Origin of the sequence: Acrocarpospora pleiomorpha, from assembly GCF_009687885.1 — a bacterium.
GTDB classification, from domain to species: domain Bacteria; phylum Actinomycetota; class Actinomycetes; order Streptosporangiales; family Streptosporangiaceae; genus Acrocarpospora; species Acrocarpospora pleiomorpha.
Map to the genome: position 1 here is coordinate 49,866 of NZ_BLAF01000030.1, position 14,114 is coordinate 63,979.

16 protein-coding genes are annotated in these 14,114 nt (G+C 67.3%); 14 read left to right on the forward strand and 2 right to left on the reverse strand.

Annotation, left to right across the window (positions count from 1 at the left end):
* Positions 1-122: 122 nt before the first annotated feature.
* A complete protein-coding gene (locus tag Aple_RS25915) occupies positions 123-761 on the forward strand; it encodes a response regulator transcription factor (protein ID WP_155347388.1) in 639 nt (212 codons plus the stop codon).
* A 257-nt stretch (positions 762-1,018) separates the two neighbouring features.
* Here Aple_RS25915 and Aple_RS25920 read toward each other — a convergent pair whose 3' ends face one another.
* Entirely contained in the window at positions 1,019-2,146 is a 1,128-nt protein-coding gene (locus tag Aple_RS25920) for a hypothetical protein (RefSeq protein WP_155347308.1), read from the reverse strand.
* 156 nt (positions 2,147-2,302) lie between these two features.
* On the reverse strand, positions 2,303-3,256 hold the full coding sequence (locus Aple_RS25925) for a hypothetical protein (RefSeq protein ID WP_155347309.1): 954 nt from the start codon (positions 3,254-3,256) through the stop codon (positions 2,303-2,305).
* 416 nt (positions 3,257-3,672) lie between these two features.
* On the opposite strand from Aple_RS25925, the gene rpmE reads away from it, so the two are divergent.
* From rpmE to Aple_RS25990, 13 genes are all read left to right on the forward strand, one after another.
* Positions 3,673-3,891, forward strand: a complete 219-nt coding sequence (rpmE, locus tag Aple_RS25930) for a 50S ribosomal protein L31 (protein WP_155347310.1) — start codon at positions 3,673-3,675, stop codon at positions 3,889-3,891.
* A gap of 236 nt (positions 3,892-4,127) precedes the next feature.
* Complete coding sequence (prfA, locus tag Aple_RS25935; protein ID WP_155347311.1) at positions 4,128-5,174, forward strand: peptide chain release factor 1; 1,047 nt, start codon at positions 4,128-4,130, stop codon at positions 5,172-5,174.
* 26 nt (positions 5,175-5,200) lie between these two features.
* Positions 5,201-6,055: a peptide chain release factor N(5)-glutamine methyltransferase gene (gene prmC / locus Aple_RS25940; protein ID WP_155347312.1), complete on the forward strand. Its 855-nt coding sequence runs from the start codon at positions 5,201-5,203 to the stop codon at positions 6,053-6,055.
* An 8-nt stretch (positions 6,056-6,063) separates the two neighbouring features.
* Positions 6,064-6,708, forward strand: a complete 645-nt coding sequence (locus Aple_RS25945) for an L-threonylcarbamoyladenylate synthase (RefSeq protein ID WP_155347313.1) — start codon at positions 6,064-6,066, stop codon at positions 6,706-6,708.
* A gap of 246 nt (positions 6,709-6,954) precedes the next feature.
* The gene (locus Aple_RS25950) at positions 6,955-8,949 is read left to right on the forward strand and encodes a hypothetical protein (protein ID WP_155347314.1); all 1,995 of its coding nucleotides are present in this window, start codon (positions 6,955-6,957) and stop codon (positions 8,947-8,949) included.
* Between the two features lie 17 nt (positions 8,950-8,966).
* Positions 8,967-9,353: a hypothetical protein gene (locus tag Aple_RS25955; RefSeq protein ID WP_155347315.1), complete on the forward strand. Its 387-nt coding sequence runs from the start codon at positions 8,967-8,969 to the stop codon at positions 9,351-9,353.
* 146 nt (positions 9,354-9,499) lie between these two features.
* Positions 9,500-10,726: a glycosyltransferase family 4 protein gene (locus Aple_RS25960; protein ID WP_155347316.1), complete on the forward strand. Its 1,227-nt coding sequence runs from the start codon at positions 9,500-9,502 to the stop codon at positions 10,724-10,726.
* A 122-nt stretch (positions 10,727-10,848) separates the two neighbouring features.
* The gene (locus tag Aple_RS25965; RefSeq protein WP_155347317.1) at positions 10,849-11,271 is read left to right on the forward strand and encodes a Cg1360 family ATP-synthase-associated protein; all 423 of its coding nucleotides are present in this window, start codon (positions 10,849-10,851) and stop codon (positions 11,269-11,271) included.
* 50 nt (positions 11,272-11,321) lie between these two features.
* Positions 11,322-11,537 (forward strand): AtpZ/AtpI family protein, encoded by a 216-nt coding sequence (locus Aple_RS25970; protein ID WP_155347318.1) that lies wholly within the window; start codon positions 11,322-11,324, stop codon positions 11,535-11,537.
* Between the two features lie 64 nt (positions 11,538-11,601).
* Complete coding sequence (gene atpB, locus Aple_RS25975) at positions 11,602-12,411, forward strand: F0F1 ATP synthase subunit A (RefSeq protein WP_155347319.1); 810 nt, start codon at positions 11,602-11,604, stop codon at positions 12,409-12,411.
* A 76-nt stretch (positions 12,412-12,487) separates the two neighbouring features.
* On the forward strand, positions 12,488-12,715 hold the full coding sequence (gene atpE, locus Aple_RS25980; protein WP_155347320.1) for an ATP synthase F0 subunit C: 228 nt from the start codon (positions 12,488-12,490) through the stop codon (positions 12,713-12,715).
* 30 nt (positions 12,716-12,745) lie between these two features.
* Positions 12,746-13,291, forward strand: a complete 546-nt coding sequence (locus Aple_RS25985) for a F0F1 ATP synthase subunit B (RefSeq protein WP_174889879.1) — start codon at positions 12,746-12,748, stop codon at positions 13,289-13,291.
* Positions 13,291-14,094, forward strand: a complete 804-nt coding sequence (locus Aple_RS25990; protein WP_155347321.1) for a F0F1 ATP synthase subunit delta — start codon at positions 13,291-13,293, stop codon at positions 14,092-14,094. Before Aple_RS25985 ends, Aple_RS25990 begins: the two co-directional genes overlap by 1 nt.
* Positions 14,095-14,114 lie beyond the last annotated feature (20 nt).

Sequence of the window (14,114 nt, forward strand, 5' to 3'; positions counted from 1 at the left end):
GCGGGGCTGGCCGATCGGGCCGCGACCATCGACGGGATCGTCACCGTGGACAGCCCGCCCGGCGGGCCCACCCTGGTCCGGGCGGAGCTGCCCTGCACGTGGTGAGCCCTAATCTGGACGGCATGCGGGTCGTGATCGCGGAGGATTCCGTGCTGCTGCGGGAAGGGCTCACGCGGCTGCTCGCCGACGGCGGCGTGGCGACGGTCGCGGCCGTCGGGGACGGGCCCGCGCTGGTGGCGGCGGTTGAGGAGCACCTGCCCGACTTGGCGGTGGTCGACGTGCGCATGCCGCCCTCGCACACCGATGAGGGGTTGCGCGCCGCGCTGGAGGTGCGGTCACGGCGGCCGGGCTTCCCGATCCTGGTCCTGTCGCAGTATGTCGAGGAGCGGTATGCGACCGAGCTGATCGGCGGTGGCGCCGCCGCCGTCGGATACCTGCTCAAGGAGCGCATCTCCGACGTGGCCGAGTTCTTCGACGCGGTATGGCGGGTGGCCGGGGGCGGGACGGTCATCGATCCCGACGTGGTCGTGCAGTTGCTGAGCCGGCGCCGCCTGCCGAGGGAACGGCTGAGCGGGCGGGAGAACGAGGTGCTGGGGCTGATGGCGGAAGGACGCTCCAACAGCGCCATCGCCGCCCGGCTGGTCATCTCCGAGGGGGCGGTCGAGAAGCACATCTCCAGCATCTTCCTCAAGCTCGAACTGGATCCCGCACCGGACGATCACCGCAGGGTGCTCGCCGTGCTCGCCTATCTGGGGCATTGAGGTACGGCACTCGGGCATCGAGCTGGGCCCTGGGTGGGGGCGTTGGGCTGTCGAAGTGACCCTGGGTGGGGCTTCTTGGGCCGACAAGGGCCTCCACCCGGCGCACGCCCGCGCGTTGGGCTGTGGAGGTGGCCCTGGGTGGGGTTTCTTGGGCGGTGTGAGGCTTTGGGTTGGTGTTGGTTCTGGGATATGGGCTGGGCATGAAAAACGCCCCCGTGTCCAGGCCCGGACACGGGGGCGAGTATTTCAACGGCGAGTTATCGCACGTCGACGAACTTCGACGGGGACCAGGACGACTTGGTCTGGCTGGAGGCGGTTGCCCCCAGGCGCCAGTAGCCGTCGTACTTGGGCTTGACGGTCTTGCTGTACTTGCCGGAGGAGTTCGAGCCGACGTAGCCGACGAACTTCCAGGTCTTGGTGCCCTTCTTCTTGAAGTAGAGCTTGAGGATCTTCTTCTTCCAGGCGCCCCACGAGGTGTAGCCGCGGTAGACCTTGCCGTAGAGCTTGGTCGTCTTGCCCTTCTTCACCTTGGACGGCGACGCGACCAGCGTGATCTTCGACTTGGCCTTGCCGGTGGTGCCCTTGGTGACCGAGAAGCCCTTGACGAAGGCGTACGTCTTGGAGCCACGGGTGACGCTGACCTTGAGCTGCCACGCACCGGCCGTGGTGTCGTAGTCCATCGAGGTCGAGTCGTGGTAGGAGTCGTCCGACTCCAGCCCGGTGTTCAGCGAGTAGTAGTCGTCGCTGTCCTTGCTCTCCAGCCGGACATCGGTGACCTTCTCGTCGTTGGCCGCGCCGCCGCGCTCCAGCTTGAACGCCGCGTAGACGTCGATGTCCGAGCCGGACTTGAGCTTGACCGTGCTGGGGTCGACGCTCGCACTGGTCACCCGGGTGGCCTTGGCGACAGTGAAGGTGTCGTCCCTACTTACGGCGGCTGGGGTTGTTCCCGACTCAGGGGCGACCGTGACCTTGATCGTCCACTTTCCGGTGTCCGTGGTCGGCTTGTCCGAGGAGGTGATCGGAACCGAGCCGGTGACGTCGAGCGTGGCCGGAGGGGTCGCGGTAGCCGCTATGTCAGCGATGGCGTTGACCGTGGCGGCAGTACCGGCACCGCTAGTCGCGTCGCCCTCCTTGTAGAAGACGGCTGTCACCTTGGGTGCTTTGCCGTTGAGGAAAGGCGGAGTCGTCACGGTGAATTTGAACGGAATCTTGTCGCTCCCGCTTGGGGGGACAAAGTTGTCGCTGACCGTGATGGCACCAATCGTGGGGTCGGCAACTGCGGAGCTTATGGCGTTCGCGGGAGCGACGACGGTGATGGCCGCACCTGCCGTGAGAACCATGGCCCCCGTTGCGGCCGCGAGTACCAGCCGCAGGGTCTTCCTCATGTTGGATGGCCCCTTACATCTGTCAATTGGAGGGAAAAGTCGGGCTTGTGAGCCTAGTGGGGCTGGTGGGAGTCGTCCAGCCAAAGGGCATAACGTACCTGAAAACGTGAAAGCTCGCACAGAAACGGACTTCTGTGCGAGCTTTCGGGGTTTGAGCTAGCGGACGTCTACGTACTTGTAGGACGACCACTTACCGAGTGTGACCGAGGTGGCGAAGGCGCCAACACGCCAGTAGCCGTCGTACTTCGGCTTCACGGTCTTGGTGAACTTGCCGGAGTTGTTCGCGCCGATGTAGCCCGCGAACTTCCAGGTCTTGGTGCCCTTCTTCTTGAAGTAGAGCTTGAGGATCTTCTTCTTCCAGGGGCCCCACGAGGTGTAGCCGCGGTAGACGATCCCGTACATCTTGACGGACTTGCCCTTCTTGACCTTCGTCGGGCTCACCTTGAAGGTGATCTTCGACTTGGCCTTGGACGTGGTGCCCTTGCTGACGTTGAAGCTCTTGACGAACTCGTACGTCTTGGTGCCACGGGTGAAGGTGAGCTTGGCCTGCCAGCGACCGGTCGCGGTGGAGGAGTCCATCGAGACGTAGTCGTAGTAGGTCTTGTCGTCCGCCTCGAAGCCGGTCTGCAGCGAGTAGTAGTCAGAGGTCGAGTCGCTCTCGACGCGCGCGTCCTTGAAGACCTCGCCCCCGGCCTTCTCGACGATGGCGCGAACGCCCACATCGACAGAGGAACCGGACTTCAGCGTGACGTTGTCCGGGTCGATGTCGAAGTTGGTCACCTTGGTGGCCGCGGCGACGACGAATTCGAAGGACGTCCAGGACGTTGGCTCGGCCGTAGCGTCAGGCGCGGTCAGCCCAAGCTGCAGCCTCCACTTGTCGCTCGGAGTGTCGCTCACCGAGGCCGGGACGCTGCCCTTGACGATGACTTCGTGGGGGTTGGGGATCGCCGTCACGTTCGCCGGCTGCGTGATATTGGCGTTGGCATACGTCGGCGTCGTGGCGGTGTCGTCCTTGGTGTAGCGCGCCCAGATCTTCTTGGCGGGCTTGCCCAGGTCAGCTCCGGCGGTGGTGATGTAGGGATCAACCAGCTTGATCGAGAAATCAATCACGCTGCTGCCGCTAGGAGGCAAGAACGAGTCCACAAACGTAGGGCTACCGGAGAACTCGGTAGCCGCACTGGCGGGGGTTGCGGTGATGGCCACACCGCTGGCGATCATCGCCGCCCCGCTCACGCCTGCAATGAGATTCCGCAGGCCTTTCCTCATGGATTCCCCTAACTTAGGTAATTTTGAGGGAAAAGTTCGGGTTTGAGCACGTGAGCCTACTGGGGCTGGTGGGGCGAGGTCCACCTGATCGTGTGGGTTCTCACGGAGTTCCCAGGCTCCCGATCTGGCCCCGGGAATGCGGATTGGCCTGGGAGGGTTCCAGCATCTGGCACACTGGTAGCCGAACCGCAGCGGTTCCGGTTCCCGCCCCCAGGCTGGCAGAGGCGACCCGGCGACCGCCCCTCGGAGAGGAAATAGGTATGAAGCCCGACATCCACCCCGCGTATGTCGTCACCAACGTGACATGCACGTGTGGGAACACGTTCACTACGCGGAGCACCGCCACCAGCGGTTCGATCCACGCCGACGTCTGCTCGGCCTGCCACCCGTTCTACACGGGCAAGCAGAAGATCCTCGACACCGGTGGCCGGGTGGCCCGCTTCGAAGCCCGCTTCGGCAAGAAGACCGCGGGCAAGTAGCTACTTACCAGACGCCGACTCGGATCGTCCCCTTTCGTCGTGGGGGACGGACCCGGGTCGGCGTTCTTGGTGATTGGGTAACCGCCGCACCGTAGGTCGTATGTCCCGGCTTGGCCGCGCCTGTGTCTGGACTGAGGAACGCAGGTCGCGGAGCGGCCGGAGTGACGAGGGAAGACGCAGGCTGAAGGCGGCCAAGCCCGCCGCGCCGGAGGCGCGGCCATAAGAAGGGTGGCACGGTGAATCTCGATGAGCTCATCGGCGAGTACACGGATCTTGAGCGCAAACTCGCCGATCCGGCCGTGCACGCCGACCAGGCCAAGGCGAAGGCGTACGGCAAGAGGTATGCGGCGCTGACCCCCATCGTGGCCACCTACCGCGAGCTGGACGGCGTCCGCGAAGACATCAAGGCCGCCAGGGAGCTGGCCGGCGAGGACCCCTCGTTCGCCGCCGAGGCGGACGAGCTGGAGCTGCGGATTCCGGCGCTGGAGGAACGGCTCAAGCACCTGCTCGTGCCGCGCGACCCCAACGACGACAAAGACATCATCATGGAGATCAAGGCGGGCGAGGGCGGCCAGGAGTCGGCCCTGTTCGCGGGCGACCTCCTGCGGATGTACCAGCGATACGCGGAACGGGTCGGTTTCCGTACCGAGATCATCGATGCGCAGCACTCCGATCTGGGCGGGTACAAGGACGTCACGGTCGCGATCAAGGCCAAGAACGGCGCCTGGGGGCGGCTCAAGTTCGAGGGCGGCGTGCATCGGGTGCAGCGCGTTCCGGCCACCGAGTCGCAGGGGCGCATCCACACCTCCGCCGCCGGGGTGCTGGTCTACCCCGAGGCCGAGGAGGTCGACGTCCAGATCGACCCGAACGACCTGCGCATCGACGTCTACCGCTCCGGCGGTCCCGGCGGGCAGAGCGTGAACACCACCGACTCGGCGGTGCGGATCACCCACCTGCCGACCGGCGTCGTCGTCTCCTGCCAGAACGAGAAGAGCCAGCTGCAGAACAAGGAGTCGGCGATGCGCGTGCTGCGGGCCCGGCTGCAGGCGCTGGCCGAGGAGGAGGCCAACGCCGCCGCGATGGCCGAGCGCAAGTCGCAGATCCGCACCGTGGACCGGTCGGAACGGGTGCGGACCTACAACTTCCCGGAGAACCGCATCTCCGACCACCGGGTCGGCTTCAAGGCCTACAACCTGGACCAGGTCCTCGACGGCGACCTGGACGCCGTCATCCAGGCACTCCTCGACGCCGAGCTGGCGGAGAAACTGGCCGCCCACTCCTGAACCCTGTAAATGAACCCAGTGAAATCATGACCTTCCTCCTGGACGAGATCGCCCTCGCCACCGCCCGGCTCGCCGAGGCCGGTGTGCCCTCGCCGCGCACCGACGCCGAGGAGATCGCCGCGTTCGTCCACGGAGTCAGCCGGGGGCGGCTGCACTCCGTCAAGGACTCCGACTTCGACGCCCTGTTCTGGGAGGGCGTCGCCCGCCGCGAATCCCGGGAGCCGCTCCAGCACATAACCGGAAGGGCATACTTCCGTTACCTTTCGCTGGAGGTCGGGCCCGGCGTCTTCGTGCCGCGCCCGGAGACCGAGGTGGTCGCGGGCTGGGCCATCGACCGGCTGAGCGAGATGGACGTGGCCTCCCCGGTGGTGGTCGATCTGGGTACGGGTTCCGGCGCGATCGCGCTGTCGATCGCCCAGGAGGTCGCGCTGGCCCAGGTGCACGCGGTGGAGATCGACCCGGTGGCGTACGGCTGGGCGAAGCGGAACATCCTCGAGCACGGGCAGGGGCGTACCTCGCTGCATCCGGAGGATCTCGCCGACTGCCTGCCGGAGCTGGACGGGCAGGTGGATCTGGTCATCTCAAACCCGCCGTACATTCCGCCGGGGGCGGTGCCGCGCGACCCCGAGGTCCGCGACTACGATCCCAGCCGCGCGCTGTACGGCTCGGGCGAGGATGGCCTGGACGAGGTCAGAGCGGTGGAGCGCACGGCCAGGCGGCTGCTGCGGCCCGGCGGTCTGGTCGCGGTGGAGCACGCGGACGAGCAGGGCAACGCCGTTTACTGGCTGTTCTCCGAGGACAACGGGTGGCGGGACGCGCGGCTGCGGCAGGATCTGACCGGGCGGGATCGTTTTGTCACGGCCAAGTTCGGTCAAGAGTGAGGGATGTCATGAGTCGTCGGTATGTGTGTGCGAACCCCGGTGAGCGGGCGTCCGGGCTGATCGACGCGGTCTCGGCGGTGCGCGGCGGCGAGCTCGTCGTGCTGCCGACCGACACCGTGTACGGCATCGGCGCGGACGCGTTCACCCCGACCGCGGTCACCGCGCTGCTCGAAGCCAAGGGCCGGGGGCGGGACATGCCGGTGCCGGTGCTGGTGGGGACCGTGCGGGCGGCGAACGCGCTGGTGGAGGGGCTCGGGACGTACGGGCAGGATCTGGTGGACGCGTTCTGGCCGGGGCCGCTGACCCTGATCTGCCGGGTGAACCGGTCGCTGACCTGGGATCTGGGGGAGACCAAGGGCACGGTGGCGTTGCGCATGCCGCTGCACGGGGTCGCCCTCGACCTGCTCAAGGAGACCGGGCCGATGGCCGTCTCCAGCGCCAACCGTTCCGGCGCGGCGCCCGCGATCACCGCGGCCGAGGCCGAGGAGCAGCTCGGCGAGTCCGTCGCCGTCTATCTGGACGGTGGACCGTGTGAGGACAGTGTGCCCTCCACGATCCTGGATCTCACCACAGCGGTCCCGCGCGTGCTCCGCCAGGGGGCGATCCCGGCCGACAAGATCAAGGCCATCGTGGGCTATCTGGCGACCGACTGAGGCACCGCCAAGAGCGGCATTCTCACCGGGGAATGACGACCTCGGGTTCCCGGGTAATCCCTGTCTTGTCCCCGATATTCGGCCTGGCCAACCTCCGGTTGATCCATTAGGGCCGATTCATGCCGTCTGGCTATCGCCCTCCGTGTACGGCGTCCGCCGAAGCTACCGTGAATCAAGGAAGCGCGCCCGGCCGCTGCGCCCGCAGCCAGCGCGACCATTGACGCTGACTTCTCGCGGAGCGTGCTCATGGCGAAGCTGGACGGGATGGACCCCAAGCTGGTCCGGGAACTCCTGGCGCAGATCACTCGTGCGGGCGAGCAGATGGACCTCGTCGAGGCGAAGGTGGCCCAGTTCACCAGAACCGCCGGCGTCCCCATCCGCCCCACCCACCGCCCCTCCCAGGTCGCCGACGCGGGCGCCACCATGGTCAGGGACGTCTCGGCCCGCCTCGCCCTCCTCGAGAAGCGCGAGAAGCAGGACCCCCCACCTCGTCCCTCCACCGACGAGAAGCCCTCCAACCCCTCCGGCGGCCCCTCCACCGACACCACCCAGCCCGCCGAAGACCCCAAACCCAGCAAACCCGCCTCCGACGGCCCTCCCGAAAAGCCCGACTCCAAGGACGAACCCGAAAAACCACCCACAAAGGGTGAGTCGGAGCAGCCTCCGCCGTCGAAGGGTGAGTCGGAGCAGCCGCCACCTTCTAAGGGCGAGTCCGAGCAGCCCCCGCCGTCCAAGGGTGAAGATGAGCGGCCTGTCGAGCCGAAGCAGCCTTGTGACGATGACTCTCAGGTGGACACACCGCGGAAGGATCATCGGGACGACATCGATCAGACCGGTGGGCGTCAGGTGATCATTGTGGATGGGGTGAAGGTCGTCTCCACCCCGCTCAACCAGCCGTCGGATGCGTATCTGGCCTGGTTGAGCGAGCACATGCAGGAGATCCAACCAATCGACACCCCCAACACGCTGGACGGTGTCTACATCACCAACGGCGACGGACCGCAACCTCAAGGCCCGGCCGGTCTGGTGCAGCCGATGGAACCGACCATCCCCTTCGACCCGCCCCAGCCTGGGCTGGCCCCCGGCGACCCGATGGGCGAGTACATCGGCACCCCGGCCGACAACCTCACCGAGGAACCCCCGTACTCCCCGTCCGGACCCGACAACTCCTCCGGTTCCGCCAACCCGGCCGGGCTCACCAACCCGGGCCTCGCCCCAGGCGACCCGATGGGTGACTACATCGGCACCCCGGCCGACAACCTCACCGAGGAGCCCCCGTCCAGAGCTGACAGTTCCTCCGGAACTGCGGACAACCTGACCGAGGCGCCGTCCGGTTCACCGGACATCATCGGCCCCACCGCCCCACTCGGCCAGGGCGAGCCGTCAGCCATCGGAGCGGGCGGCGACCTGCCCGCCCAGAACCCTGGACCCAGCCAGGACACCCCCACCCAGGACTCGCCGCGCGGCCAAGATCAGCCGCCCGTACAGGACCAGCCACGCGGGCAGGACCAGCCACCCACGCAGGATTATGGGCGTGGCCAGGATCAGCCGCCCGCGCAGGATTCGCCGCGTGGCCAGGACCAGCCACCCGCGCAGGACCAGCCACGCGGTCAGGATCAGCCGCCCGTCCAGGATTCCCCGCGTGATCAGGATTCGCCGTCCGCCCAGAACCCTCCGGCACGCGACGGCGACGACTGCCCGAGCCCGGGAACCTCGGAACGCCCCGGAACCTCGGAGAACACGGCGTCAGGAAACTACGGATCGAACGGGTCGGGAGCCACGATCGATCCGCGGACGCTCGCCGCGCAGCAGCCGGGTGACGTGCTCTCCGTGCCCGCCGGTCAGCTGGACGACGACGCGCTCCGCGCCCTGATCGCCCTGCACGAGAACATCGGCCCGATGGACATGCCCAGCATCTCGGGCAACGAATGGGCGGGCTCGCTCAACCCCGAACCCACCCTCCTGATCGGTTCCGCCGAGGAGATCGACCCGCGCGCGCTCGCCGCCCAGCAGCCGGGCGACGTGCTGTCCGCCCCGGCCAACCCGCCGACCGACGACGCGCTCCGCGCCCTCATCCAGCTCCACGGCGAGATCGAACCCATGGACATGCCCAGCGTCTCGGTCCCCGCAGGGGAGTGGGGCACCGGCGAATGGGCGCCCATGACGATCGAACCCGACGGCCCGGCCGGCAGTGTCGGCCCCAACGACCCAGACCAGCCGATCCCCGCCCCCGGCGCGTAAGAGCCGCAGGAGAGAGCTTGAGTTACGTCGATCCCCCCGCGCCGCGCCCACTCCAGCCGGGCGAGACCCCGCCCGCGCCGTCCAGCGCCGACCTGCTGGCCCCGGGCGGCCAGGCCACCACCTGGGTCTTCAACCCGGAGTACCAGCGCCTGGTGGACCTCTGGTTCCAGGTCCTCCCGCTGATGGAACAACTCACCACGTCGCTGGACAAGCCGTACCAGATGGCGAGAAGCACCGACGTCTGGGACGCTCCCGTGGCGAAACGCTACGTGCAGGATATCGGCGAGTGGCGTAACCGCCTCGGCCTGTATCGCCAGGCTGTGCTGACCGCGATCAGCGACGAGGCGGCCGACACGCCGCGCTGGGTGCCCAGCAAAGCGGGCGCCCCGCACGCGTACTCCTGAGGGCAAGCTTCAAGTGCCCCGCAAGCGGCGTGCGCTAGCGTCAGGAGACCGGTAGGCGTCCAGATCGCCCAATCGAGCGAATGTTTCGTCGGAGTCTGTGCCGTTTTACCGTCACAACTGGTCCTTCAATCCGGGAAACTAAGTCCGTGCGGGAATACTTCCTTGTTGCCCTCGTCACCGCCGTTGTCACCTATCTGCTGGTGCCTCCGGTCCGGGCCTTCGCGCTGCGCATCGGCGCGGCGCCCGAGGTCAGGGAACGTGATGTGCACAAGGTGCCCACCCCACGCCTGGGCGGTCTCGCCATGTTCGGCGGCATGGCCGCGGGCCTGCTCGTGGCCACCAACCTGCCCTATGTGGGCCCCGCGTTGGCCCAGCAGTCGGGCCAGACCGCGATGGCGCTGCTCGCGGCGGGCGGCCTGATCGTGGTGACCGGCTTCCTGGACGACTGGCTCGGCATGGACGCGCTGGTCAAGCTGGGCGGCCAGATCGCCGCCGGGGGCCTGCTGGTCTACTACGGGGTCACCCTGCGCTACCTGCCGCTGCCCTCCAACATGGGCGGCGAGCTGAGCCTGGACACCAACCTCCAGGTTGTCATCACCATCCTGATCGTGGTCGTCACCATCAACGCGGTGAACTTCGTCGACGGCCTGGACGGCCTGGCGGCCGGCATCGTCGGCATCGCGGCGCTGGCCACCCTGGTCTACTCGATGGTCCTGTCGCAGAGCCTGCAGGCCACCCGCATCAACCTCACCGCCGTGGTGGCCGCACTCCTGATCGGCATGTGCATCGGCTTCCTGCCGCACAACTTCAACCCGGCCAAGATCTTCATGGGCGACACCGGCGCCATGCTGATCGGCCTGATCCTGGCCACCTCGCTGGTCACCATCATCTCCTCGGTGCCGAGCGCGGCCCTGCAGGTCAACCGGTTCCCCCTGCTGCTGCCTGTGCTGCTCCCTGTCGCCGTCATGGTGCTCCCGCTGGCCGACCTGATCATGGCGGTGGTCCGGCGCACCTCGGCGGGCCAGTCCCCGTTCGCCCCCGACCGCGGCCACCTGCACCACCGCCTCCTGGACATCGGCCACTCCCACCGCCGCAGCGTCCTGATCATGTACGCCTGGACGTTCCTGTTCGCCTTCGCCCTGGTCGCGCTCTCGGTCGAGGGCGTGCCCGTCGCGGTGTTCCCGCCGATCATCGCGGTCGCCCTCGCCATCCTGGTCCTGCTGTCCCGCCAGCGCTGGCGGACCACCGGCAGGAACGGGCGTGGCGGGGCGCACGCCGCCAATAGAATGCCCCCGCCGGCCGACTCCTCCGACAGCCAGTCGGGTACGGCTGCCGCCACCGCCACACCCCGCGCCACGGCAACAACCGGGTGAAATGCCCCGAAAAAGCAGGTAAAGGCGTTCCCCGCAGAGCTTGTGATAGCTTTCACTAGCAGGGACCCCTAAGTAGGGGGAAGCAAACGCTCGGTTGTTGACAACAGGCTTTGGGAGTCGTGATGCAGGCCAACGACGTGCGCGTACTCAAGGGCGCCGCCGTGCCTACAGTGCTGGTGGGGCTGGTCGTTATCGCTTTGGCGGCCGTCCTGGCGGGATTCCCGGGCGCGCTCGGCGCCGTGATCGGCCTGGTGGTGGTGGTCGTCTTCTTTACCGTCGGCCTGGTCGTGGTCGCCTACGCGAGCCGGATCTCGCCGATGATGATGATGACCGCCGCCGTGCTCAGCTACCTGGTCAAGGTCATCGTCCTGATGGTGCTGCTGAAGACCTTCGAGACGGCCACCGTTTTCGAGCCGCGCGCCTTCGGCTGGGCGGCCATCGTCGGCACCGTGGCCTGGACGGTGGGTGAGATGCGCGGATTCATGAAGTTGAAGATGCTCTATGCAGACCCGGATACCAAAGTCCCGGGTTCCGATGGCGCGTGAGCAGCCCGATATGACTAGTCACCCCCTAGACTGCTATCGTCGGCCCCGCGATGAGCGACAGGAAACTCCGGCCCGAGGACGACGGCCGCGACTTCGCCAGCGCCGCCTGGTCGGTCCCCAGCTATCTGCTCAGCGGGATGATCTTGTATGGCGGTGCAGGCTGGTTGCTGAGCCGGTGGACAGGCGTGGTCGCGTTCACGCCCATCGGCCTGATCCTGGGCGTAGTCCTCGCTGTCTACCTGGTCTACCGGAAGTACGGCAGCTAGCCCCTGGCCGTCCGGCCGACGAAGCCTCTTTGACGATCCACTATCACGCTGAAGGGAACGCCGCGTGAATACGCTGACGGTCCTCGCTTCCGGGGCTTCCGGGGCTTCCGAGGATGTGTTCACCCCTCCGGGCCTGGAGCTCTTTGACGCTCCTCCGCTGATCGCCGGAGTCACCTGGCTCACCAAGCCGGTCCTGCTCGCCATCCTCAGCACGCTGATCGTGGTGGTCTTCTGCTGGTCCGCCTTCGCCAAGCCCAAGCTGGTGCCGCGGGGCATCCAGAACGTGGGCGAGATGGGCTACATGTTCGTCCGCGACCAGGTCGCCCGGCCCTTCCTGGGCAAGGACGCCGACCGGTGGATGGGCCTGCTGCTCAGCATCTTCTTCCTGGTGTGGATCTGGAACCTGATGGGCGTGATCCCCCTCCTGCAGTTCCCGGTCGCCTCGCACATCGCCTTCCCCATCGTGCTGGCCGCCACCATCTACGTGCTCAAGATCTACCTGGGCATCAAGCACCAGGGGCCGATCGGCTACTTCAAGAACATGATGTTCCCCCCGGGCCTGCCCAAGCCGATCTACTTCCTGCTCGCCCCCATCGAGTTCCTGTCGAACCTGATCATCGCGCCCTTCACGCACGCGGTCCGACTGTTCGCGAACATGTTCGCGGGCCACATCATCCTGGCCTTCTTCAGCCTGGTCGGGTTCTGGTTCGTGTTCGAAAAACTCACCCCGCTGGGCGCGGGCCTCGGGGTCGTCGGCGTCGTCATGACGATTGCGATGACCGGGTTCGAGATGTTCATCCAGTTCCTGCAGGCGTTCCTGTTCGCGATGCTGGCCGCCATGTACATCGGCAACTCGCTGCACGCCGACCACTAGAGCTTCAGCAACACCAAGTTTGCCCAGACCGGTGGGGGGACATCCCCTATCGGCCCACCCAGTAAAGGAAGAGAAAATGAGCGTCCTCGCTGAGGTCACCGGCTCCCTCGGTTCCATCGGTTACGGCCTCGCCGCCATCGGCCCCGGCATCGGCGTCGGCATCATCTTCGGTCAGGGTGTCCAGGCCATCGCGCGCCAGCCTGAGGCGTACGGCCTGATCCGCCAGAACATGCTGCTCGGCTTCGTCCTTACCGAGGCCCTGGCCCTGATCGGCCTGGTCGCGCCGTTCATGTTCGGTCAGTAACGAACGACTTATTGACGGAAGGCTGCACCCATGAAATTGGCAGCTACGCTCCTGGCCGCGGAGGGCACCAACCCCCTACTCCCGCACACGTACGAACTGGTCGTCGGCGTCTTCTCGTTCGCGGTCGTCGTGATCGTCGTCGGTCGTATCCTCACCCCGCGCATCCAGAAGGCTCTGGCCGACCGGACCGAGGCGATCGAGGGCGGGATCAAGAAGGCCGAGGACGCGCAGGCCGAGGCCCAGTCGGTGCTCAAGCAGTACCACGACCGGCTCCAGGAGGCCCGCCAGGAGGCCGCCCGGCTTCGGGACGAGGCCCGCGAGCAGGGCGCCCAGATCAAGGCGGAACTCCAGGAGGAGGCCAGGGTCGAGGCGCAGCGCATCATCGCGGCCGCGCACGCCCAGATCGAGGCGGACAAGCAGCAGGCCCTCACCCAGCTGCGCGCCGAGATCGGCCGCCTCTCCACCGACCTGGCCGGACGCATCGTCGGCGAGTCGCTGGAGGACGAGGCCCGCCAGCGCCGCATCGTCGACCGGTTCCTCGAGGAGCTCGAGACCACCAACGCGGCGGTTCGGTAATGCGCGGTCTGAGCAGGACGTCCCTGGCCGAGGTCGAGGAGCGGTTCAACAGCGTCGCCGGTTCGGCCGACCTGGGCGAGCTGGCCGACGAGCTCTTCGCGGTGGCCGACCTGTTCGACCGCGAGCACGGTCTGCGCCGCACGCTCTCCGACGCGTCCCGCCCCGCGGCCGCGAAGGCGGGCGCCATCCGCGCCCTGCTGGACGGCAAGGTGAGCACGGCCGCGCTGGAGGCCACGGTGGCCGTGGTCGAGGCCAGATGGTCGACGTCGGGTGACCTGGCCGACGCCGTCGAGCGGCTCGGCGTGATCGCCGCCGCGACCGAGGCGGAAAGCCACGAGCAGCTGGACGACGTCGAGGACGAGCTGTTCCGGTTCGGCCGGATCCTGGCCGCCAACCCGGAGCTGCGGCGCGTGCTCGCCGACCCGGCCAAGCCCGGCAAGGAGCGGCTGCTCGCCGAACTGCTCGCCGACAAGGTCGCTCCGGCCACGCTTCGCCTGCTCACGCATCTCGCGGTGCACCCGCGCGGGCGTAGCCTGGAGTCGGGCCTGGACGAGTACGGCCGGCTGGTCGCGTTGCAGCGGCAGCGCCTGGTGGCCGTGGTCAGCAGCGCCGTACCGCTCTCGGATCAGCAGAAGGAGCGGCTCGCCGCCTGGCTGCGGGCGACCTACGGCCGTGACGTCCACCTGAACGTGGAGGTGGACCCCAAGGTGCTCGGTGGGTTCTCGATCAAGATCGGGGACGAGATCATCGATACCACCATCGCTGGACGAATTGAAGAAGTCCGCCGCCGGTTGGCCGGCTAGGCGAAATAGGGAGACAGGAA

Coding starts and splice junctions, on each gene's coding strand:
- Aple_RS25945 (WP_155347313.1), top strand. CDS start 6,064: ATGAGTCGTCGGTATGTGTGTGCGAACCCCGGTGAGCGGGCGTCCGGG.
- rpmE (WP_155347310.1), top strand. CDS start 3,673: ATGAAGCCCGACATCCACCCCGCGTATGTCGTCACCAACGTGACATGC.
- Aple_RS25985 (WP_174889879.1), top strand. CDS start 12,746: ATGAAATTGGCAGCTACGCTCCTGGCCGCGGAGGGCACCAACCCCCTA.
- Aple_RS25990 (WP_155347321.1), top strand. CDS start 13,291: ATGCGCGGTCTGAGCAGGACGTCCCTGGCCGAGGTCGAGGAGCGGTTC.
- prmC (WP_155347312.1), top strand. CDS start 5,201: ATGACCTTCCTCCTGGACGAGATCGCCCTCGCCACCGCCCGGCTCGCC.
- Aple_RS25965 (WP_155347317.1), top strand. CDS start 10,849: ATGCAGGCCAACGACGTGCGCGTACTCAAGGGCGCCGCCGTGCCTACA.
- Aple_RS25920 (WP_155347308.1), bottom strand. CDS start 2,146: ATGAGGAAGACCCTGCGGCTGGTACTCGCGGCCGCAACGGGGGCCATG.
- Aple_RS25915 (WP_155347388.1), top strand. CDS start 123: ATGCGGGTCGTGATCGCGGAGGATTCCGTGCTGCTGCGGGAAGGGCTC.
- atpE (WP_155347320.1), top strand. CDS start 12,488: ATGAGCGTCCTCGCTGAGGTCACCGGCTCCCTCGGTTCCATCGGTTAC.
- Aple_RS25970 (WP_155347318.1), top strand. CDS start 11,322: ATGAGCGACAGGAAACTCCGGCCCGAGGACGACGGCCGCGACTTCGCC.
- Aple_RS25950 (WP_155347314.1), top strand. CDS start 6,955: ATGGCGAAGCTGGACGGGATGGACCCCAAGCTGGTCCGGGAACTCCTG.